The 19,106-nt window shown below is 69.6% G+C and carries 17 protein-coding genes and 1 pseudogene; 15 read left to right on the top strand and 3 right to left on the bottom strand.

Going from position 1 to position 19,106, the window contains the following annotated elements; genetic code table 11:
• The first annotated feature begins 171 nt into the window (after positions 1–171).
• Positions 172–513: a hypothetical protein gene (locus tag ABGB11_RS41565; protein ID WP_347641169.1), complete on the top strand. Its 342-nt coding sequence runs from the start codon at positions 172–174 to the stop codon at positions 511–513.
• A 102-nt stretch (positions 514–615) separates the two neighbouring features.
• A pseudogene (locus ABGB11_RS41560) lies at positions 616–1,539 on the top strand (transposase).
• Between the two features lie 87 nt (positions 1,540–1,626).
• Here ABGB11_RS41560 and ABGB11_RS41555 read toward each other — a convergent pair.
• Positions 1,627–2,595, bottom strand: coding sequence for an NADP-dependent oxidoreductase (locus ABGB11_RS41555; RefSeq protein WP_347641168.1), 969 nt, complete (start codon positions 2,593–2,595; stop codon positions 1,627–1,629).
• 116 nt (positions 2,596–2,711) lie between these two features.
• Here ABGB11_RS41555 and ABGB11_RS41550 point away from each other — a divergent pair, with 116 nt between their 5' ends.
• The 4 genes from ABGB11_RS41550 to ABGB11_RS41535 all read left to right on the top strand — a co-directional run bounded on the left by ABGB11_RS41550 (position 2,712) and on the right by ABGB11_RS41535 (position 8,804).
• Positions 2,712–3,692 carry a helix-turn-helix domain-containing protein gene (locus ABGB11_RS41550; protein WP_347641167.1) on the top strand — a complete coding sequence of 327 codons (981 nt, stop codon included), beginning with the start codon at positions 2,712–2,714 and terminating at the stop codon, positions 3,690–3,692.
• A 1,444-nt stretch (positions 3,693–5,136) separates the two neighbouring features.
• Positions 5,137–5,880 carry a DUF4440 domain-containing protein gene (locus ABGB11_RS41545; protein ID WP_347641166.1) on the top strand — a complete coding sequence of 248 codons (744 nt, stop codon included), beginning with the start codon at positions 5,137–5,139 and terminating at the stop codon, positions 5,878–5,880.
• A gap of 321 nt (positions 5,881–6,201) precedes the next feature.
• Complete coding sequence (locus ABGB11_RS41540) at positions 6,202–7,536, top strand: MFS transporter (RefSeq protein ID WP_347641165.1); 1,335 nt, start codon at positions 6,202–6,204, stop codon at positions 7,534–7,536.
• A gap of 746 nt (positions 7,537–8,282) precedes the next feature.
• Complete coding sequence (locus tag ABGB11_RS41535) at positions 8,283–8,804, top strand: nuclear transport factor 2 family protein (protein ID WP_347641164.1); 522 nt, start codon at positions 8,283–8,285, stop codon at positions 8,802–8,804.
• 35 nt (positions 8,805–8,839) lie between these two features.
• On the opposite strand, the gene ABGB11_RS41530 is transcribed toward ABGB11_RS41535, so the two are convergent.
• Positions 8,840–9,184, bottom strand: a complete 345-nt coding sequence (locus ABGB11_RS41530) for a hypothetical protein (protein ID WP_347641162.1) — start codon at positions 9,182–9,184, stop codon at positions 8,840–8,842.
• Positions 9,185–9,754: 570 nt separating this feature from the next.
• Here ABGB11_RS41530 and ABGB11_RS41525 point away from each other — a divergent pair.
• The 7 genes from ABGB11_RS41525 to ABGB11_RS41495 all read left to right on the top strand — a co-directional run bounded on the left by ABGB11_RS41525 (position 9,755) and on the right by ABGB11_RS41495 (position 16,493).
• Positions 9,755–10,567: a cupin domain-containing protein gene (locus tag ABGB11_RS41525; protein WP_347641160.1), complete on the top strand. Its 813-nt coding sequence runs from the start codon at positions 9,755–9,757 to the stop codon at positions 10,565–10,567.
• Positions 10,568–10,838: 271 nt separating this feature from the next.
• Positions 10,839–11,240, top strand: a complete 402-nt coding sequence (locus ABGB11_RS41520; protein ID WP_347641159.1) for a nuclear transport factor 2 family protein — start codon at positions 10,839–10,841, stop codon at positions 11,238–11,240.
• Positions 11,241–11,272: 32 nt separating this feature from the next.
• Positions 11,273–12,307, top strand: a complete 1,035-nt coding sequence (locus ABGB11_RS41515) for a maleylacetate reductase (RefSeq protein WP_347641158.1) — start codon at positions 11,273–11,275, stop codon at positions 12,305–12,307.
• On the top strand, positions 12,304–13,188 hold the full coding sequence (locus tag ABGB11_RS41510) for an intradiol ring-cleavage dioxygenase (RefSeq protein WP_347641157.1): 885 nt from the start codon (positions 12,304–12,306) through the stop codon (positions 13,186–13,188). The genes ABGB11_RS41515 and ABGB11_RS41510 overlap by 4 nt, the downstream gene beginning before the upstream one ends.
• 244 nt (positions 13,189–13,432) lie before the next feature.
• The gene (locus tag ABGB11_RS41505; protein WP_347641156.1) at positions 13,433–14,533 is read left to right on the top strand and encodes an alcohol dehydrogenase catalytic domain-containing protein; all 1,101 of its coding nucleotides are present in this window, start codon (positions 13,433–13,435) and stop codon (positions 14,531–14,533) included.
• Positions 14,534–14,604: 71 nt separating this feature from the next.
• Positions 14,605–15,063: a MarR family transcriptional regulator gene (locus tag ABGB11_RS41500; protein ID WP_347641155.1), complete on the top strand. Its 459-nt coding sequence runs from the start codon at positions 14,605–14,607 to the stop codon at positions 15,061–15,063.
• Positions 15,060–16,493, top strand: coding sequence for an MFS transporter (locus tag ABGB11_RS41495; RefSeq protein ID WP_347641153.1), 1,434 nt, complete (start codon positions 15,060–15,062; stop codon positions 16,491–16,493). Before ABGB11_RS41500 ends, ABGB11_RS41495 begins: the two co-directional genes overlap by 4 nt.
• A gap of 1,021 nt (positions 16,494–17,514) precedes the next feature.
• On the opposite strand, the gene nucS is transcribed toward ABGB11_RS41495, so the two are convergent.
• The gene (gene nucS / locus ABGB11_RS41490; RefSeq protein WP_021596298.1) at positions 17,515–18,195 is read right to left on the bottom strand and encodes an endonuclease NucS; all 681 of its coding nucleotides are present in this window, start codon (positions 18,193–18,195) and stop codon (positions 17,515–17,517) included.
• Positions 18,196–18,386: 191 nt separating this feature from the next.
• Here nucS and ABGB11_RS41485 point away from each other — a divergent pair, with 191 nt between their 5' ends.
• Positions 18,387–18,581, top strand: a complete 195-nt coding sequence (locus ABGB11_RS41485; protein WP_347641152.1) for a hypothetical protein — start codon at positions 18,387–18,389, stop codon at positions 18,579–18,581.
• Between the two features lie 97 nt (positions 18,582–18,678).
• Complete coding sequence (locus ABGB11_RS41480) at positions 18,679–19,065, top strand: SCO5389 family protein (protein ID WP_347641151.1); 387 nt, start codon at positions 18,679–18,681, stop codon at positions 19,063–19,065.
• Positions 19,066–19,106 lie beyond the last annotated feature (41 nt).

Genomic DNA, 19,106 nt, shown 5'->3' with positions numbered 1-19,106 from the left:
TCTCGCAGACGCCACTCAGGACTCGGCTATAAGACCCCGAACCAGGTCTATGCAGAGCACCTAGAACAGCAGCTCGCAGCGTGAAGTAACCGCAAATAGAGCTGTCCGAAGTCTTCGGGGCCCCTCAGTCTTGGATTAGGTGTGTGGTTCTTGGATGAGGTGCTTGGCCGGATGAGCAAGACGGCGACGGTGATGGTGCCGGAAGAGGTCGGCGCGTTTGTCGACGCCGGCCGCGAGGGCTCGGCCAGGACGATCTGCACGGCCGCGCGTCCACCGTTCGCCTCCCGCCCGTCTGGGCAGCTCGCCGTCCGGCTTGAGGCGGTGGATGGCGGCGCGCGTTCCGCGTCCGCCGTGCGGCTGCGCTGGTCGGCGGGCACGCTGGCCATCGTTGACTACCGGTGGGAGTTCTCGGCGCTGACCGGCCCCTTCCGCCCCTCACGCCCAACTACCAGCGCCGACGGAGCAATGCTCGAGATCTGTGTCGGGCCCGGGAAGGCGTACTTTCCGGGGTGATCGATAGGTCACCGAGCAAGACCGGCGTTGCAGCATCGGCCGGGAAGGTATGTCCGTGCTTACCGTGGTCGACGCTGACGGCACACCGGCGGTGGGTCGTCGTTGCTTAATGAGATCGTCCGGGAGGGTGCTCGGCGGATGCTCGCTGCCGCGCCTGAGGCCGAGGTCACGCTTATGTAGCCGAGTTGGTCGACCAGCGCGACGAGCGGGGTCGCCGCCTTGTGGTCCGTAACGGCTATCACCGGGCGCGTCAGGTGACTACCCCCGCTGGGACGATTGAAGTCAGGGCCCGCGGCTTAACGACAAACGCGTCGATGCGGAGACAGGCGAGCGCAAGCGTTTCTCCTCGGCGCTCTTGCCGCCGTGGTGCCGCAAGTCTCCGAACATCGGCGAGGTGCTGCCCCTGCTCTACCTCCACGGCCTGTCAGCGGTGACTTCGTACCCGCTCTCGAACAGTTCCTCGGCTCCGCTGCGGGCCTCTCACTAACTACGGTCACCCGGCTCACGCAACAGTGGCAGGCCGACTACAAGGTGTTCGGCGAGCGCGACTTGTCTGTAACCGACTACGTCCATGTCTGGGCGGACGGCACCCATCCGCGTACACGCCTGGCCGAGGTCAGGTCCTGCGTCCTGGTACTGATGGGCGTGCGCGCCGACGGCACTAAGGAACTGATGGCCATGACCGACGGCTACGGCGAATCGGCCGAGTCCTGAGCCGATCTCCTGCGCGATTGCCGGCGCCGGGGCATGCGCGGTTGCCGGCCTTCTATGATTTCCCCGCCCAACACTGGATTCACCTGCGCACGACGAACCCGATCGAGTCGACCTTCGTCACGGTCCGGTTGCGGACGAAGGTCACCAAGGGTGCCGGCAGCGCGGCCGCCGCCCTCGCGATGGTCTTCAAGCTCGTCGAATCCGCCCAGGCCCGCTCGCGGGCCGTGAACGCACCCCACCTCGTCGCCCTGGGCCGGAGCCCGGTTCGAACGAGGCATTCTGGTCGAGCGTCCCGAAGGGATCGCCGTCTGATGTGCGCCCGAACCGTCCTGCGTGCCGTGGGGGCGGCCCAGGGCTACGTGCACGGGTGACCTGCACCCGTGCACCCGGACCCGCGTGTCAGTGAGTGACGGTCAGGACGATCTTGCCGGTGGTGCGGCCGGTCTCGCCCCGTTCATGCGCCTTGGCCGCCTGCTCCAGGGGCAGGACGGTGTCGATCTCGGCACGCAACCGCCCGGTCTCGACAAGGGCGGCGATGGCCTTCATGCCGGCATAGTCCGGCTCGACGAGGGTGAACCCAGAGCGGATGCCGAGCTCTTCGGCTTCCCTGACCGGTGGATTCTCGGCCGGTGAGGAGAGCGATACGAGAGTGCCGCCTTTGCGCAGCACCCGCAGGGAACGCGACCCATAGTCGCCGCCGATGGTGTCGATGACGACGTCGACATCACGGACCGCCTCGGCGAAGTCCACCTGGGTGTAGTCGATCACTTCATCGGCGCCAAGGTTCCGTAGGAGTGGATGCTTGGCCTGGCGGGCGGTTCCGATCACATATGCGCCATGTGCCTTGGCGATCTGCACCGCCAGATGGCCGACCCCGCCAGCGGCGGCGTGAATCAGCACGCGCTGCCCGGCCCGCAGATCCGCTGTCTCGATCAAGGACTGCCAGGCGGTCAACGCGGCCAGCGGCAGTGCCGCCGCTTGGACATGGTCGATCGTTTCCGGCTTGAAGGTGAAGTGCCGTGCAGGGCCGGTCACGTACTGGGCGTAGGCGCCCGCCTGGTGTGGAAAGCGAGGCATGCCGAATACCTCGTCGCCCGGCCGATACAGCGTCACTCCAAGCCCTACGGCCTCGACGACTCCCGACACGTCGTAGCCCAGAATGACCGGCTCACCCCACAACCCCAAGCCCCCGCGGGCCCGGGACTTCCAGTCGGTCGGGTTGACCCCGGCGGCGTGCACACGCACCAGGATCTCCGCCGGACCCGGGCTCGGGCGGTTCACCTCGACTTCGGTGAGGACCTCTGGACCACCCCAGGAGCGCGGGCTCATCGCCCGCATCCGTGCGCCGACGGGTGTGCTGTCATTCATCAGATGTCCTGTTCCTGCTCGTAGAACGCGCCACGATTGCGCGCTGCGGACGAGTCTGCGGGCAGAGCCGATCAGCCGGCACTGGCTTGATGGACACAATGTGACAGGATCTGGCCATGCATCGCGTGGTCGTCCTCGCCCTTGAGGGCGTCATCCCGTTCGAACTGAGCATCCCGGCACGGATCTTCAGCAGCGCCGAGGGGCCAGATGGGAGACCGCTCTATGAGGTCATCACCTGCACCCTGGACGGCCGGCCGGTGCACAGCGCCGCCGGCTTCGCCATCGCCGTCGAGCATGATGCGAAGGCGCTGGCCACCGCCGGCACTCTTGTCGTTCCACCCGCCGATACGCTCGGCGCGATCCGCGAACAGGGCCGCCTGCCCAAACCGCTGGCCGACGCCTTCGCGCTCATCCAGCCGGACACCCGGATCGTGTCCATCTGCACCGCCGCGTACGTGCTGGCCGCCGCAGGCCTGCTCGACGATCGACCCGCCACCACCCACTGGAGGGAGGTCGAACACTTCCAGCGAACCTTCCCCCAGGTGAAAGTGGACCGCGACGTACTGTTCGTGGACAGCGGCAATATCCTCACCTCGGCCGGCGTCGCCGCCGGCCTGGATCTCTGCCTACACCTGATACGACGCGACCACGGCAGCGCAGTGGCCAACCAGGTCGCCCGCCGCTGCATCGTCCCGCCATGGCGCGACGGCGGCCAAGCCCAATACATCGAACAGCCCGTCCCCGAGCCGTCGTCGACCAGCACCACCTCCACCCGCGCCTGGGCGTTGGAGCACCTGCATCAGCCAATGTCACTGTCCGAACTCGCTGCCTATGCACGGATGAGCACGCGCACCTTCACCCGGCGCTTCCGCGCCGAGGTCGGCATGACCCCGGGCCAGTGGCTGACCGCCCAGCGCGTGGAACGGGCTCGCCAGCTGCTCGAGACCAGTGACCTATCGATCGATCACATCGCCCACCGGGCCGGGTTCGGCACCGCCAACTCGCTCCGACAACACCTGCGCGCCGCCATCGGCGTCTCACCCACGGCCTACCGCCGCATCTTTCACGCCGGAAGCACACCCACCCACAAGATTTGAGAATTGCTCGCGCCGACGCCAGGCCGGTGACAGTCACACCGCCGCGCTGTGCAACACCAAGGGCAGCGTGACCTGCCCCGCTGGGCACACCCCTCACCGGGGAGCACCAGAGCAAAGCCGCGTTCGGTACCCATGCGCCGAGTGCTTTTGTGCGAGCGGTGCGCCGGGGCCACAGTAGGTCGCATCCCGACTATCTGCCCCCACACCCGCGCCGGGCGGCTACCAGCGCACGCCACGTCCGGTACCTATGCACTGGGTGCCCCTGTGCGAGTAATTCACCGAGGCCGCAGCTAGCCGCATTTCGATCATCCGCCCTCACCACCACGACCTCCAAAGCCCCGCCAGGCGGCCTGCGATCCGGCTCTATCGGTCGAATGTGTCGTCGCCTGGTGCGTCCAGCAGGGCAATCGCCGCCTCCACTACTGCGGCACCATTGCAGTCGAGGTTGGCTGCATGCCCGAGCCGCCGCTTGCAACCTCCGCAGACTGATCAAACTCGGCCTGGAGTCGGCGTCTCAGCGCCGCCCTGCGCCACGGCGGCGACTACGACGACGACCTCGTCCGCGCCCTCACCTGGCTCTCATCCGCACCAGCCCCCGCGCTCGGCCGCCAGGTCGGGGCCGGTCGGGAACGGATGCGGCGGGACGGGCGGCGTCTTGGCGCCGTGTCCGGTCCTCGACCGGCCGGACAGCCAGCCCTCTCACACAACGAACCGGTAGGGCACCACGTTGCGGGCCGCGCGTTGCCCCGTCTCCGGTGAAGCCACGGTGATGTGGTTGTTGGTAGTGCTCCCCGCCATCGTCGAAAGGTGTCTGGACCAGCCAGATATGAGCAGTCCCGGTGAACGTCCGTGTTCGCACCAGCGGGAATGATCCGGAGGGATGTGTCCTGCCGCGGTTCTCTTGTGCACAGAGGTGCCGAGTAGGACGAGCACGAGCACGAGCCAAGGCCGTCTGCTCGACCATCCCGGAGCCGCTGCGGCCGCCCGGGCCTCGCCTGATGTCCCCCACTACCGACCGCCGCCAACCCGTAGTGCTGGCCGCTGGTTGGCGCGTCCTGCCTCAGGAGCCGACTTCGCCGAAGTGATCTTCAGTGCCTGGGACGTGCCGCGGCCGTGAGTGGTGATGAACGTGCCTGGACGGTCCCGCCGGCATGGTCGAGCCGGCGAAGGCGATGTGAGGCGCGGAGGGCCTGGTGGCGCGGCCCCTTGACCGCGGCTGGGGGACAGAGAGTCCCACACTAGTGTCCGCTATATATTGACACTCGTTGGCGACGTGTTCAATGATGGCAAACGGCAGGTGGACGTTGCCGGCCTGCTGTGTCCGTTCCCGTCATCGGCGAAAGGAGCCTCCGGTGTCACCTACGACCCTCCGGCATCGGTCGGCTCGTCCGGGGCGCCACATCGGTGCGCATCCTAGGACACCCGAACCGCAGGGAGGAATGCCGTGCTGATCGGATTCGCCGGCCTGGGGCAAATGGGCAAGCCGATGGCCTCCCACCTGGCACGGACGGGGCACACGGTCCTCGCTTACGATTCAAGGCTCGACCACGCGCCGGAGGGCCTCACGGCCGCGAGCTCGCCTGCTGAGCTCGCCGACGCGTCGCTCAGCATCAGCATTTCCGCGCTCGCCCGTCCCGACCTGGCGTACACCCACTCGAACGCGGACGTGGACACCCTGGAGTCGTACCGGGACAAGGTCCGGTCGGGTTTCTACGTCTACCACCGCATCGATCATCCTGTGGATCGGATCGTTGTGTCCGGGGATACCGCCGTCGTGCTGGGGGAGATGCACGCCGATATCACCGCGGGCGGGACTCGCAAGAGGCTGGCGAATCGTTCCCTGGCCGTGTGGGTGCGCGAGAGCGACCGGTGGCTGCTGCTGGCCTACCAGCCCACCGTGCTGCACCGTACTGATCGCGGCCCCGGGGTTGGCGGTAGCCGTCTCGGCCCACGCCGTCGTCGCCGGCGCCTGGCTGTTCGGCCTCGCCCGTTGGCCGGTGCGGGTTCTGGCCGGCCTCTCGGCAGTTGCGCTGCTCGTGATGCCCCCGTGGGTGTCAGCGCCGGTGCGATCGCAGCGCGCCTGCTTGTCACATCCCCCGCAGGCACCGTCGCGGCACCGAGGGCGTCGCCTCCTCGGCGAGTGCGGCGTCCGCGCGGGACGCCCCCTCCCGGGCCGCATCCGCGGTGACGCCCCCGGCTCCGGCGACGGGCTCACGCACCGGCGCTGCACGTGAGCCGTACTGAACGCCGCGTCGCCGCAGAAGGTCTCGCCTGCCGCGGTGAGGACCACCACCGCGACGACTCGCCTTCGTCACAGATGGCCGTACTGCGCAGCACCGACGACCCCCCGAGGCGTTCGCTGCGTTCACCAGCAGCCGTCGGCGCCGGTTCACCAGGCGCTGACCGCTACCACCCTTCCGATCAAGACGGTCGCACCGACATCGCACCCACTCGGCATCACTAACGGATCGATACCTGCAGGCTCACCTCGCACCTCTGCGGAGACATCATGAGCTCAACGTCCGTCCCCAAACAGGCCACCGTCGGGCAGGCAACCCGCCCGCCGCTCCAGTCTCGTCGCGTCGCCCTGGCCGGCGCCATCGGAACGTTCGTGGAGTACTACGACTACACCGTCTACGGCTTCCTCGCCCTCACCCTGGCCGCGGTGTTCTTCCCGGCGCAGGACCCGACGGCCGCATTGCTGTCGACCCTCGCGGTGTTCGCCGCGGCGTTCGTGCTGCGCCCGCTCGGGGGGATCGTGCTCGGTCACCTCGGCGACCGTTACGGCCGCCGACCCGTGCTGGCCTGGGCCGTGATCAGCATGGCGGCCTCCAGCTTCCTCATCGGGCTGCTGCCCGGCTACGCCACCGCCGGCGTGTGGGCGACCGTGATGCTGGTCGCCCTGCGTGGCGTGCAAGGCCTCTCGGCGGGCGGGGAGACCGGCGGCGCCACCACCTACGTCGCCGAATGGTCGCCGTCCGGGCGGCGGGCGTTCTGGTGCAGCACCATCCAGATGGGCAACCTGCTCGGCGTGCTCACCGGGTCGGTCCTGGTGGCCGTGCTCTACGCCACACTGAGCACGGGTCAGATGGAGACCTGGGGCTGGCGGATCCCGTTCTTGATCTCCCTGCCGCTGGGCCTGGTCGGCCTCTACATCCGACGCCGGCTCGATGAGAGCCCGGAGTTCGAGGACCTGAAGGACCGCAGCCGGATCCCGGTCGAGCGCCAGAAGTCCCCGATCGCCACCGCGCTGCGCCGCGACCGAGCGGGCATCGCCCGAGTCACCGGCTTCTCGGTCGGCGCGTTCGCCGGCTACTACATCGTCTACGTCTACGGCGCCACGTTCCTCCAGGGAGAGGGCGGCCTGACCGCAGTCGAGGCCACCTGGTGCACCTCCGCGGCGCTCGTGCTCGCCGCCGTCACCGTGCTCGGCTGGGGCGCACTGTCCGACCGGATCGGCCGCAAGCCGATGCTGCTCGGCGCGTTCGCCGCGATGGCCCTGCTCGCCTACCCCGCCTTCATCCTGATGGGCACCGGCAACATCGGACTCGCGTTCCTCGGCCAGGCCGCCCTCGGGCTTTGCGAGGCCGCCGTGATGGGCACCATCCTGGCCGCTTTCACCGAACTGTTCGGCACCCGCACCCGATTCAGCGGGTTCGGACTCGGCTACAACCTGGGCGCGATCCTGACCGGCGCCACCGCGCCCTACATCGGCACCTGGCTGATCAGCAACACCGGCGACCCCCGCTCGCCCGGCCTCTTCCTCGTCGTCGCCGCCGTCGTCTCGCTGATCACCGCGACGACGCTGACCGAGACCGCGCACCGCCCTTTGATGAAGGACTGACACCGATGTCTTACCAGGACCTCGCGCTGCACATGGACGGTGCGTGGCGGCGCGAGGGCCTGCCCACCCGGGCCATGCACAACCCCGCCACCGGCGAACTGCCCCTGGCTGACCCCGCGGTTCTCACCCTTGGCCGTCGACGCCGCCGCCCGCGGCTACCGCCGGTGGCACGCGTTATCGGCACACCAACGCGGCCCATCCTCGCCCGGACCGCCGAGCTGCTCCGGCAGCGGAGAGAGCCGATCGCCAACGACCTCACCCGGGAGCAGGGCGAACCGCTGTCCGAGGCCCGGTCCGAGGTGGCCACCGCCGCGGAGATCCTGCAGTGGTACGCCGAAGGGGGGCCGCGCCTACGGCCGGGTGATCCGGGGCCACCACCTGCACGACCGGCTCTTGGTGGTCACCGAGCCGGACGGCCCACGTGCTCCATGCGCTCAACCCCGGCGGTGCGGGCGCTTGGCGCTCCCCGATGTAGGAGTACGTCCCTGTCCGCCCGATCGACGTGACGATTCGCGTCGCCGAAGACTTAAGGCTGACGTGGCGACCGGCGCGGCTGCCGGTCGATGACCAAGAGGTCGAGACGCAATTCGCAGACGACGTGACCCGCTTCCCAATTCCCGCGTCGAGCACCACGAGGTGGGGATGGTCGAGCTGGAAATGGTCCTGAGACCTCGGATCAGGTGATCGTTTCGTCCGCCCGCCAGGCCCGTAGCTCAACACAAAAGCGATGAGAGGAACTCCAGAAAATGCAGGACTTGGCCGCCGGCCTTCTCGATTTCGCCGACTACCAGCAAATCTGTCGCCTCAAGTCGCGGTACTTCTTCTGCATCGATACCAAGCAGTGGCAGAAGCTGCGTGAGCTGTTCAGTGACGACGCGACCTTCGAGGGGTTCCCGTTCGCGACCGAGGGCCCGGACGCCTTCGTCGAGGAGGTCTCGTCGTGGCTCGGACCGATCCGGTCGGCCCATCACGGAATGATGCCGGAGCTCCGGATGGCGGGCCCACGGCGCGTCCGAGGACGCTGGGCCATGCAGGACTATCTCGCCTGGCCCCAGGACAGCCGGGTGTACAGAGGGGTGCCGATCCCCGGGATGTACGGGATGCGTGGATACGGCTACTACGACGAGGAGTACACGCTGGGGCCGTTCGGATGGCGGATCTCGTTCATGCGGCTGACGAGACTGTGGATCGATGCGCTCACCGACGAGTACGTAGAGCCGCCGCCCTACGACGTGCACGCTGTGGACACCGGCTGGTTCGAACGCTGAGCCGGTACACGGTCGACGATGAGAGCGGTCGCGAATCAAGTGATCGACATGCCGCCGTCGAGGGGGGTGACGTGACCGGTCACCCCCTCGTCGACGAGCAACCGTGAAACCCAAAGCGCGACCTCGACGGGACCGCCGACCCGCATGCCGTCGGTGGTCGCGCGAAACGGATTTTCCGTGGCGCCGACCGCCGCTGCGGGTGCGCTGGGCGGGCGCCTCCGCCAAGTGCCTCGGTGCACGTTGACGGTGCCGAAGGAGGGCACGACATAGCGGCGGCCGCCGAACCACACCTCGGCGCGAGGCGCCTCCTTGCCGTCGACCTCCGACTTCCGACTTCCGGCTGCCAGAGTCCTCGATACCGGGCGGCGCGGGGCGGTCACCGTGCTCTCCGACCATCGGGTGGTGAAGGCGACCGCAGCGACGTCGGGGTGCGTATGCGCGGCTGCCGCGGCCGGAAGATCATGCTCGGGTGTAGTCGTCGCGTTCAGTGTCGGTGAATCAGGCGACGGGAGCCGAGGCCGCGGCGGTGCGAGGGGCGTACAGGTCGCAGGTGCTCGTGACGCGGCGGCTGCGGGAGAAGATGTGGGAGCGTGCGCGCCACGGCATCCCGCGACGGGGGTCGCGGGCCAGTCGGCGGCGCGCCTCGTCCGGGCCGGGCCGGTCTGAGCTTGGCGTCGGCTAAATCTTCCGCATGCGCGCGGTCGCCGACGGTTCCGGTAGTTCGATCTTCGCGGCGGCTTGCGCATTCGGGGCGCCTCCCACGCGAGCACCTCGTCCCGAGCGATAGTGCGTCCGGCCAAGATCGACGGTTCGTTGATGAGCATCGGCGCCTCCCGGCGGTCGTGTGTGCGGGTGTCGGCGACGCCCGGCGTCGCCGTGGATTCCCCAGTAAACTGTTCAGTGAGACTGAATCGATGTGGCCCGACGCGGGGGCAGACGGGAGCGGTGTGGTGCAGGACAAGATCGGGCCGGCGTTGCGGCAGGCGCGACTGCAACGCAAGCTGAGTCTGCGCAGTGCGGCGTCCGCCGCCGGGATCTCGGCGAGCCTGCTCTCGCAGGTCGAGACCGGCAAGTCGCAACCGTCGGTGAGCACGCTGTACGCGTTGGTGAGCCACATGGGCATCTCGTTGGATGAACTGCTCGGTATCGGCGGTGACCGGTCCGATCAGGAGGTGTCGGCAGCCACTGCCCCGAGTGCGCCGGCCGAGGACCGGGCTTCCCGGCCTTCGTCCGACGTCGTGCAGCGGGCCGCCGACAACCCGGTCCTGGAGATGGCCAACGGTGTTCGGTGGGAGAGGCTGGCCATCGGTGGCCGGTCGGACGTGGACGCGCTGCTGGTGACCTACGAGCCCGGGGCCGCGAGCTCAGTGGACCGGAAGCTGATGCGGCACAGCGGGACCGAGCACGCCTACCTCCTCTCGGGCGAGCTGACGCTGTTGCTCGACTTCGAGCGTCACCTGATCACGGTGGGGGACTCGGTGTGCTTCGACTCCACCAGGCCGCACATGTACGTCAACCAGGGTGCTGAGCCCGCCCGTGGGGTGTGGTTCGTGTCCGGACGTAACGATCTCGACCACACTCGGGAGTGGGTGGCGTCGCAACTCGGCGACCACGTCGGTGAGTCGTCCTCGCGACCCTCGAACGCGGTCGAGGCGGCCGACCTGCTCAGGACCGCCGACCCGGTTCCCGCGCCGTCCTCTGCTGCTGCCGCGCGGGGCACGGACGCCGAGTCGGGTCAGCTGCCGGACGCCACCGGACGCTGAGCAGCGGCGCGCCTCCGGCGACGGCGGGTGTGATCGGCGCGGAGGGCCTGGTGGCGCGGCTCCTTGACCGTGGCCGGGGGCAGAGTCAGCCGCCACGAGTGTCCGCTATGTATTGACAACGATCGGCGATCTGTTCAATGATGGCAAACAGTAGGTGGATGTTGCTGCCTGCTGTGTCCGTTCCCGTCATCGGCGACAAGGGTGTCACCTACGACCCCCCGGCATCGGTCGGCTCGTCCGGGGCGCCACATACGGAAGGAGACGACCCCGCATGACCGGTAGCACTGTCACCGCCGACGCCGAGGCGACGATCCGTTTCCTGGAGGACGCTCGCTACGCCGCCGTGATCGCGGGCGACGTCGAGGCATTCTCCGCGCTTGCCCATCCCGACCTGGCGTACACCCACTCGAACGCGGACGTGGACACCCTGGAGTCGTACCGGGAGAAAGTTCGGTCGGGTTTCTACGTCTACCACCGCATCGATCACCCTGTGGATCGGATCGTTGTGTCCGGGGATACCGCCGTCGTGCTGGGGGAGATGCACGCCGATATCACCGCGGGCGGGACTCGCAAGACGCTGGCGAATCGTTCCCTGGCCGTGTGGGTGCGCGAGAGCGACCGGTGGCTGCTGCTGGCCTACCAGCCCACCGTGCTGCCAGAGCCGGCCCGATGAACGGGTTCACCTATGACGCGTTGCCTGGGCGCGTGGTTTTCGGGTCCGGGATCGCGCGCTCCGGCCTGCTGGGTGAGGTCGACGCGTTCGGGGCCGACGGCATCCTGCTCATCTCTGCCGATACCGAGGCCGCACTGGCGCGCGAGTTGTGCGCACCGTTCGCCGACCGGGTCGCGGTGACGTTCACCGGGGTCCGCCCGCACGTCCCGGTCGAGGTCGCCGAGCGAGCTCGCGAGGTCGCGTCCGGTGCCGACCTGGTGCTGTCCGTGGGCGGCGGATCGACGACGGGTACGGCGAAGGCGGTCGCGCTCACCACGGGGCTGCCGATCGTCGCCGTGCCCACGACCTACGCGGGTTCCGAGGTCACACCGGTGTGGGGCCTGACGGAGGGGAGCCGCAAGACGACGGGCACCGATCCGCGGGTGCTCCCGCGGACCGTCGTCTACGACCCCGACCTGACCCTGACCCTCCCCGCCGCGCTGTCGGCGGCCAGCGGGCTCAACGCCATGGCCCACTGCGTGGAGGCCTTCTGGGCCCCCCGGCGCAATCCGGTGTCGAGCGCCGTCGCCGAAGACGGGATCCGGCACCTCTCGGCCGGTCTGCTCGCGGTCGCCGCCGATCCCGCCGACCGCGACGCCCGGGCCGAGCTACTGCTGGGCGCCTACCTCGCCGGATCGGCGTTCGCCGGCGCCGGATCCGGACTCCACCACAAGATCTGCCACGTCCTGGGCGGGGCGTTCGACCTTCCCCATGCCCAGACCCACGCGATCGTCCTTCCGCACGTGCTCGCGTTCAACGCACCTGGCGCACCCGCGGCCGCGTCTCGCATCGCGTCGGCTCTCGGCCGACCCGACCCGGTCGGCGGACTCCGGGAGTTCGGCGAGAAGCTCGGCGTGCCCGCCGGCCTGCGGGAGCTCGGCCTGCGCGAGTCCGGCCTCGACGACGTGCTCGACGACATTCTGGCGATCGTGCCCGCCGACAATCCACGCCCCGTCACCTCTGCCGGACTGCGGACGCTGCTGCGCGCGGCCTGGGGCGGGACCGACCCTGCGACGGGGGCCCCATGAACGGGGAGCACGCCGGCGGCGCCGACCGTGAGCAGGCGGTGACCGACGAGGTCCTGGCCAGCTTCGGCGGCACCGTCGATCCGCGGCTCCGCGAGGTCATGCGGAGCCTCGTCCGGCACCTGCACGCCTTCGCCCGGGAGGTTCGGCTCAGCGAGCGGGAGTGGGAGGCGGCGATCGAATTCCTGACCCGCGCCGGACACATCACCGACGAGCGCCGCCAGGAGTTCATCCTGCTGTCCGACGTCCTCGGGCTGTCGATGCTGACCGTCGCGATCAACGAGCCGGCGGTGCCCGGGGCGACCGAGGCGACGGTGTTCGGGCCGTTCTTCGTCGACGGCGCTCCGGAGATCCCGCTCGGCGGCGACATCGCCCGCGGAGCGGCCGGGACGCCGTGCCACGTGTCGGGGCAGGTGCGTTCCACCGACGGCAGCCCGATCGCCGGCGCGCGAGTGGACGTCTGGGAGGCCGACGAGGACGGCTTCTACGACGTCCAGTATTCCGGCGACCGCTCCGCGGGCCGGGGCCGGCTGCGGTCGGGTGCGGACGGCGAGTACCGGTTCTGGTCGGTCCTCCCGGCGCCGTACCCGATCCCGCACGACGGCCCGGTGGGCGACCTGCTCGCGGCCGCCGGCCGCGGCCCGATGCGCCCCGCGCACCTGCACTTCAAGGTCACCGCGCCGGGCTACCGCACCCTGATCACCCACATCTTCGTGGCCGGGGATCCCTACCTCGGATGTGACGCGGTGTTCGGGGTGAAGGACGGCCTCGTGGTCGAAGCGGAGCACCATCCGGCGGGCACCGCCCCCGACGGATCGCGGCAGGCGGCCGCCTGGACGGCCATGACCTTCGATCTGGTGCTCGTCCCCGACGGCGCCGGCTGACCTTCCCGCGTGGACGAAGCCTTCTGTGGCGTCGGCACCGACCGTCCCCGCGGGGGGCTGCTTTCCCGGAAACAACAAGCACGTCAGCGCTGCCCGTGCTCGCCGGCAGCTCAACTCGGAGGTGTAAGGATGCGACGTATCCGGTGGACGGTGCTCGGCGGGTGTACCGGCGTGCACGGGACGGATCCGGTCGAACCGGAGACCGCGATGCCCTCTCCCGTCGGCCCACCAGGGAGGAGTTGACATGCGTGCGGCAGTGTTCCACGGCAAGGACGACATCCGCCTCGAGGACGTACCGGACCCGACCTGCGGGCCGGACGAGGTCCTGTTGGCCGTGCATGCCACCGGCATCTGCGGCACGGACGCACACGAGTTCGCCTCCGGACCCCACATGCCCCCACTCCACGACCGGCATCCGTTCTCCGGCCATCGGGGGCCGATGATCCTCGGACACGAGCTCACCGGCGTGGTCCGCGAAGCCGGCGCCCGGGTGCGGGGATTCGCCTCGGGTGACTTGGTGGTCACCGGCGCGGGGATCTCCTGCGGCGAGTGCGGCCAGTGCCGGCGCGGCCGGACCAACCTCTGCACCCGCTACTACACCATCGGCCTGCACCGCGACGGCGGCCTGGCCCAGCTGTGCGCGGTCCCGGCCGCCACCTGCCTGCACGTCGCTCCCTACGGCCTCACCGCGGACGCGGCGACCCTGGCCCAGCCGATGAGCATCGCCGTCCACTCCATGCGACGGGGGCGTCTCCAGCCCGACGAGCACGCGGTGATCGTCGGCGCCGGTGGCATCGGCGCCTTCCTGACCTACGCCGTCACCTCGGTCACCGACCGGGTCGCCGTGCTCGACATCGACGAGGAACGGCTGCGAATCGCCACGAACCTCCGGGCGGCGCACGCATTGCGGCTCGGTGACGGCATCGATCCCGCCGCGGCGGTCGCCGACTGGGCGCTCGAACCGGACGTCGTCTACGAGGTCTCCGGCACGCGGGCCGGCCTGGAGACCGCGCTGTCGCTGCTGCCGCCGGGCGGCAGGCTGGTCCTGGTCGGTCTCCAGGGAGAATTCGTTCCGATGGACCTCCGGCGGATCGCGCTCGCCGAGCTCGAGGTGATCGGCCCCAGTGCTCACGTCTGCGGGGCGGACCTGCCCACCGCGCTCCAGCTGCTCGCCGCCCGGGACGGCTCATGGGACGACGTCGCCCCGATCGCGCTGTCGCTCGATGACCTGGTGGAGGAGGGCCTGCGTCCGCTGGCCGAACGCCGCAGTACCCGGATCAAGACCATCGTCGACCCCTGGGCCCCGACCACTCGACCCACCCAGATGCGGCACGCGGACGCCTGACTCGACGCCGGCCACTCAGGCGGGCGTCCTAGTTACATAAACAATAAATATAAAACTGCTATGCTTTCGCCATGAGTCGTCAAGACGCCGCTTCTGGCGCGTCCGCTGCCATCGGGGCGGCCCTCTACGGCCTGGCCATCAGGGCCGTGAGACGCCTGCCCCGGGACATGAGCCTGACGTCGGCCGCCACCCTGGCCACCCTGGAGCGGACCGGCCCGCGGCGCATCACCGATCTGGCCGCGGTCGAGGGCGTCACCCAGCCCGCGATGACCGCCCTGGTCCGGGTGATGGAGGAGTCCGGCCTGGTCGAGCGGCGGGGCGACGCGTCCGACAGGCGGGTCACGCTGGTGTGCCTGACCGAGGCCGGCTCCTCCTATGTCCGGACGCGACGCCAGGCGGGCGTCGACGCGTACGCGCGGTTGATCGGCGAACTCACCGGCGATGAGGTCGAGGCGCTGGTGGCGGCACTTCCGGCGCTGAAGCATCTGGCAGAGCTCGAAAGCCAGGACCGCGAAGGGCCGAAGCAGTGACCGGGCAGCCGGTCGGCGGGGGCGCGGTGAAAGCGTCCCCGGCGGCGCGTTCCGAGGTGCGGCCGCTGGTCCCCGCCCTGATGTTCATCGCTCTGGTCGTGGCGGCGGTCGGCAGCCTCGGGACGCCTCTCATCACCAGCGTGGCGACCTCGTTCCACGTCTCGCTCGGCAGCGCGCAATGGACGCTGACCATCGCGCTGCTCAGCGGCACCGTCGCCACGCCCGTCCTCGGCCGGCTCGGAGCCGGCCCGCACCGGCGGGCGACGATCCTGGTCACGCTGGCGGTCGTCGTCGCCGGCAGCGCGCTCACCGTGCTGCCGCTGCCGTTCGCGTGGCTGCTGGCCGGGAGGGCGGCCCAGGGCGTCGGGCTCGGGCTGACGGCGCTGATGATGGGCGTGGCCCGCGACCACCTCCCCGAGGAGCGCAGTGGGGCCGTGATCGCCCTGATCTCGGTGGTCTCGATCATCGGAGCCGGCGTCGGCTACCCGCTCGCCGCCCTGCTCGCCGAGCTCGGCGGGGTACGGGCCGCCTACGGCCTCGGCCTGGTCGTCACCGCCGCCGCCCTCCTGACCGCGTGGCGCTCCGTGCCCGAGCCCCCCGAAGGCCGCTCCGCCCGCGTGGACGTGGCAGGCGCGGTCGTCCTGGCCGCTGCGCTGCTGGCGGTGCTGTTCCTCGCCGGCGAACGGAATCTGTGGAGCCGGCACCTCCCCGTGGCGGCGGGCCTCGCCGTCGTCGCGGCGGTGCTGCTCTGCGTCTGGGCCGTCATCGAGCTGCGCAGCACGACGCCCCTGGTCGATGTGCGGGCGGTGCGGCACCCGGCGGTCGCCGGGGCGAACCTCGCCATGTTCGTCGGCGGGATCGGCATGTACCTCCTGCTCACGCTCATCACCCGGTACGCGCAGACGCCGCACGGCGCCGGCTACGGCTTCGGGCTGACGACCTTCGTCGCCGGGCTGGTCCTCATCCCGTTCTCGGTGCTGGGGTTCGTCGCCGGCAAGCTCACGCCGCGGGTCCGGACGCGGATCGCCGACCCCCTGCTCCTGGCCGGCAGCGCCGTCGTGGTCGGCGGCGGGTTCGCCCTGTTCGCGGCGGCCCGGTCGGACCTGGCCGAACTGTTCGTGGCGATGGGCGTGCTCGGCTTCGGCGTCGGCGGCTTCTCGGCCGCGATGCCCGGCGTCATCCTCGCCGTCACCCCCAAGAGCGAGACGTCGAGTGCCATGAGCTTCAACTACGTCGTCCGCAGTGTCGGGTACTCCCTGGGCAGCGCCATCGGCGGCCTGATCCTCGCCGCGGGCACCGGCCCCGGCCACCTCTTCCCCGACGACAGCGCCTACACCACCGCGGCGCTGGTCGGCATCGGCGCCATGGCGATCACGACGCTGGCAAGCCTCGCTCTCGCCCGCCGACGCTCGTCCAAGACCAACCCGTGAGTCACAACAAGCCGACCGCTCCGGCCGTCAAGGCCGTGGAGAGTGGACCACGAAGCTGCATCTGGCCCGCGAGCAGAACCGCAAGCTGATGGCGGTCGTGCGGCGGCTACAGGCTTTGGGGGTGCTTCCGGCGCCCGAGCCAAAGTGGAAGTTCGCAGACGGTGACGTGCTCGCCGGCCTGGCGACCTCCGCGCAGATCCGAGCTGGCGGGTGAGGTGATTTGCTCTCCCCCTACTAATGTTGACTGGATGGCCTCGGGCTGGCCGCTGGCTTGTGCACTCCCGACATTGCTGGCGAGCTCGTCATTTATTTCGTGCCGTCCACGAGAAAGCATCGTGCCGGGGCTCAGACGGCGGGCAAGCGGGCGAGTGTGAGTCGTGGCTCCGGTTGGTTCACGAGCCGGTGCGCGGCCGACTGCACTCCGACAGCGACGCGACCTGTCGGAGTGCCGGGTTGGTCGTCATTTGGGTTCACAGACGCTACCGTCGCGGTCGCGGTCGAAGTACCAATCGTACTCGGGGTCAATGCCCTTTTCGTAAGGGCCATAGCCGTGGGCGTTGGCTTCCTTGCAGGTGTCGAACCGAGGGTCGAGATCCGAGGTCGGCTCCTCGCTAGGTTGCGGCTCGTCGGTGGACGGTGGTTCTTCTGGGGGGAGCGATTGGGTGGGTGGCGATTCTGTTGTCGTGGGAGGTTCTTCGCTGGGAGTGCTTAGGGGTGGGGGCTTTTCGGGCGTGCGTTCCTCTTCGGAGGGTGTCTGTGAAGTGGGTGGGACGGCAGGGGCCCCTGAGGGGGTCCCCTGTCCTGTCTGTTCTGCTTGACGGGATGGTGACGTGGTGAACGGCGCGGGGGCCAGGAACTTTCGTGGTTTGGACGTTGCGGCACGAGTGACGTCCTTCCGGCACTGCATCCCGCCGCACCAGACCCCTTTCAGCTCACTTCCGTCGCGGGCGTCCAGAAACAGAGGGAGGCCCGCGTTTGGGTAAATTGTGAGCCTGCTTCTTGTGGGGGACTGCCGATAACGTTAGAAGAGGGTGCCCTCGTGTTGGATGCCTCGTAGGGCGTCGTAGTCGAGGGTCACGCAGTCGATGCCTCGGTCGGTGGCGAGGACGCGGGCCTGGGGTTTGATCTCCTGGGCCGCGAAGACGCCGCGGACGGGGGCTAGGTGCGGGTCGCGGTTGAGGAGTTCCAGGTAGCGGGTCAGCTGTTCTACGCCGTCGATCTCGCCGCGGCGTTTGATCTCGATGGCGACCGTGGCGCTGTCGGCGTCGCGGCAGAGGATGTCGACCGGGCCGATCGCGGTGGGGAACTCGCGGCGGATGAGGGTGTAGCCGTCGCCGAGGGTGGTGATGTGCTCGGCGAGGAGCTCCTGGAGGTGCGCTTCTACGCCGTCCTTCTGGAGGCCCGGGTCGAGGCCAAGCTCGTGGCTGGTGTCGTGCAGGATCTCCTCGATGGTGAGGATGAGTCGCTCGCCTGATTTGCCGTGCGTGACCGTCCAGCGGGCTATGGCGCCGTTCTCCTCGTAGGGCTCCTCGCGGAGCGAGCACGGCGGGTTCATCCAGTTGAGGGGTTTGTAGGCGCGGTCGTCGGCATGGACGCTCACGCTTCCGTCCGCCTTGATGAGGACGAGGCGGGGCGCCATGGGCAGGTGGGCGGTGAGCTTGCCGGCGTAGTCGACGCTGCAGCGGGCGATAACGAGACGCACGGTGCCTCACCTTAGTGCGGCGTCCAGGCCGCTTCGGGCGAGACCGGTGTACTCGATCGCGGCGTCCGGGGCGTCTAAGACGTTTCGGGGCGCCGGATAGGGCGTCGTGCCGATGTGGGGGTGGGGGCCTTAGCGCGAGTCTCTTGGGTGTCGGGCCGTGTCGTGCGGTCCGGGACGTTCGGGGAGAGGTCGTGTACCACCACCAGATCATGCGGGACATCGCGAGGCAGCGGGCGGACGTCAGGCGGGCCGAGGCGCGGGCCGTACGGGACGTTCGGCTGGCGCGGCGGGCTCGGGAGTACTGGGCCGAGTTCGCCGAGCGGCAGGTCGTCCGGCCGGCCCGGCGGCGGGCGCGGGGACGCGGGGCGGCGCCGCGCGGCGCGTAGCGGAATGAAAATCTTTGTCAAGGCCTGGAATTCCCACGGGAGCGTGGTTAGCGTCGGCGGGTGGGTGTTCATCCTCTCTGCGAAAGGATCCCCGCACATGTCCCTCGACGTGACCCCCGAACTGCTCGAGACGGCGCAGAAGGGCGAGGTCGGTGACGCGGCCTTCATCGAGTGCATCAGGACGTCCCTCCCGTACGCGTGGGACATGATCACCGGGCTGGTGGCCCGGCTCCAGGTGGACGGGGGTGACTTCGCCGACAACCTCACGCCGCCGCCGGACGAGCAGGCCCGCGGCCAGCTCCTGCGGGTCCTCGCCAGCGACGCCATGCGCGGCGCGCTGGAGCGCCACTTCGGGATGAAGCTCGCGTTCCAGAACTGCCACCGCGTCGCCGTGTTCCCGAGCGGCGACTCCGACGCCTACCGGACGTTCGTGACCGCCCGCGAGCAGATCCTCAACCAGTCTCCCGAGCTCCGCGACTGCTGAGCCGAGCGTGCGGGGTGGCGGGGGGGTCGGGACGCCGCACG

Source organism: Actinomadura sp. B10D3, assembly GCF_039871695.1.
Classification (GTDB): Bacteria; Actinomycetota; Actinomycetes; order Streptosporangiales; family Streptosporangiaceae; genus Spirillospora; species Spirillospora madurae.
The sequence above is the reverse complement of the archived record's forward strand: the minus strand, read 5'-3'. Positions and strand labels throughout refer to the sequence as shown.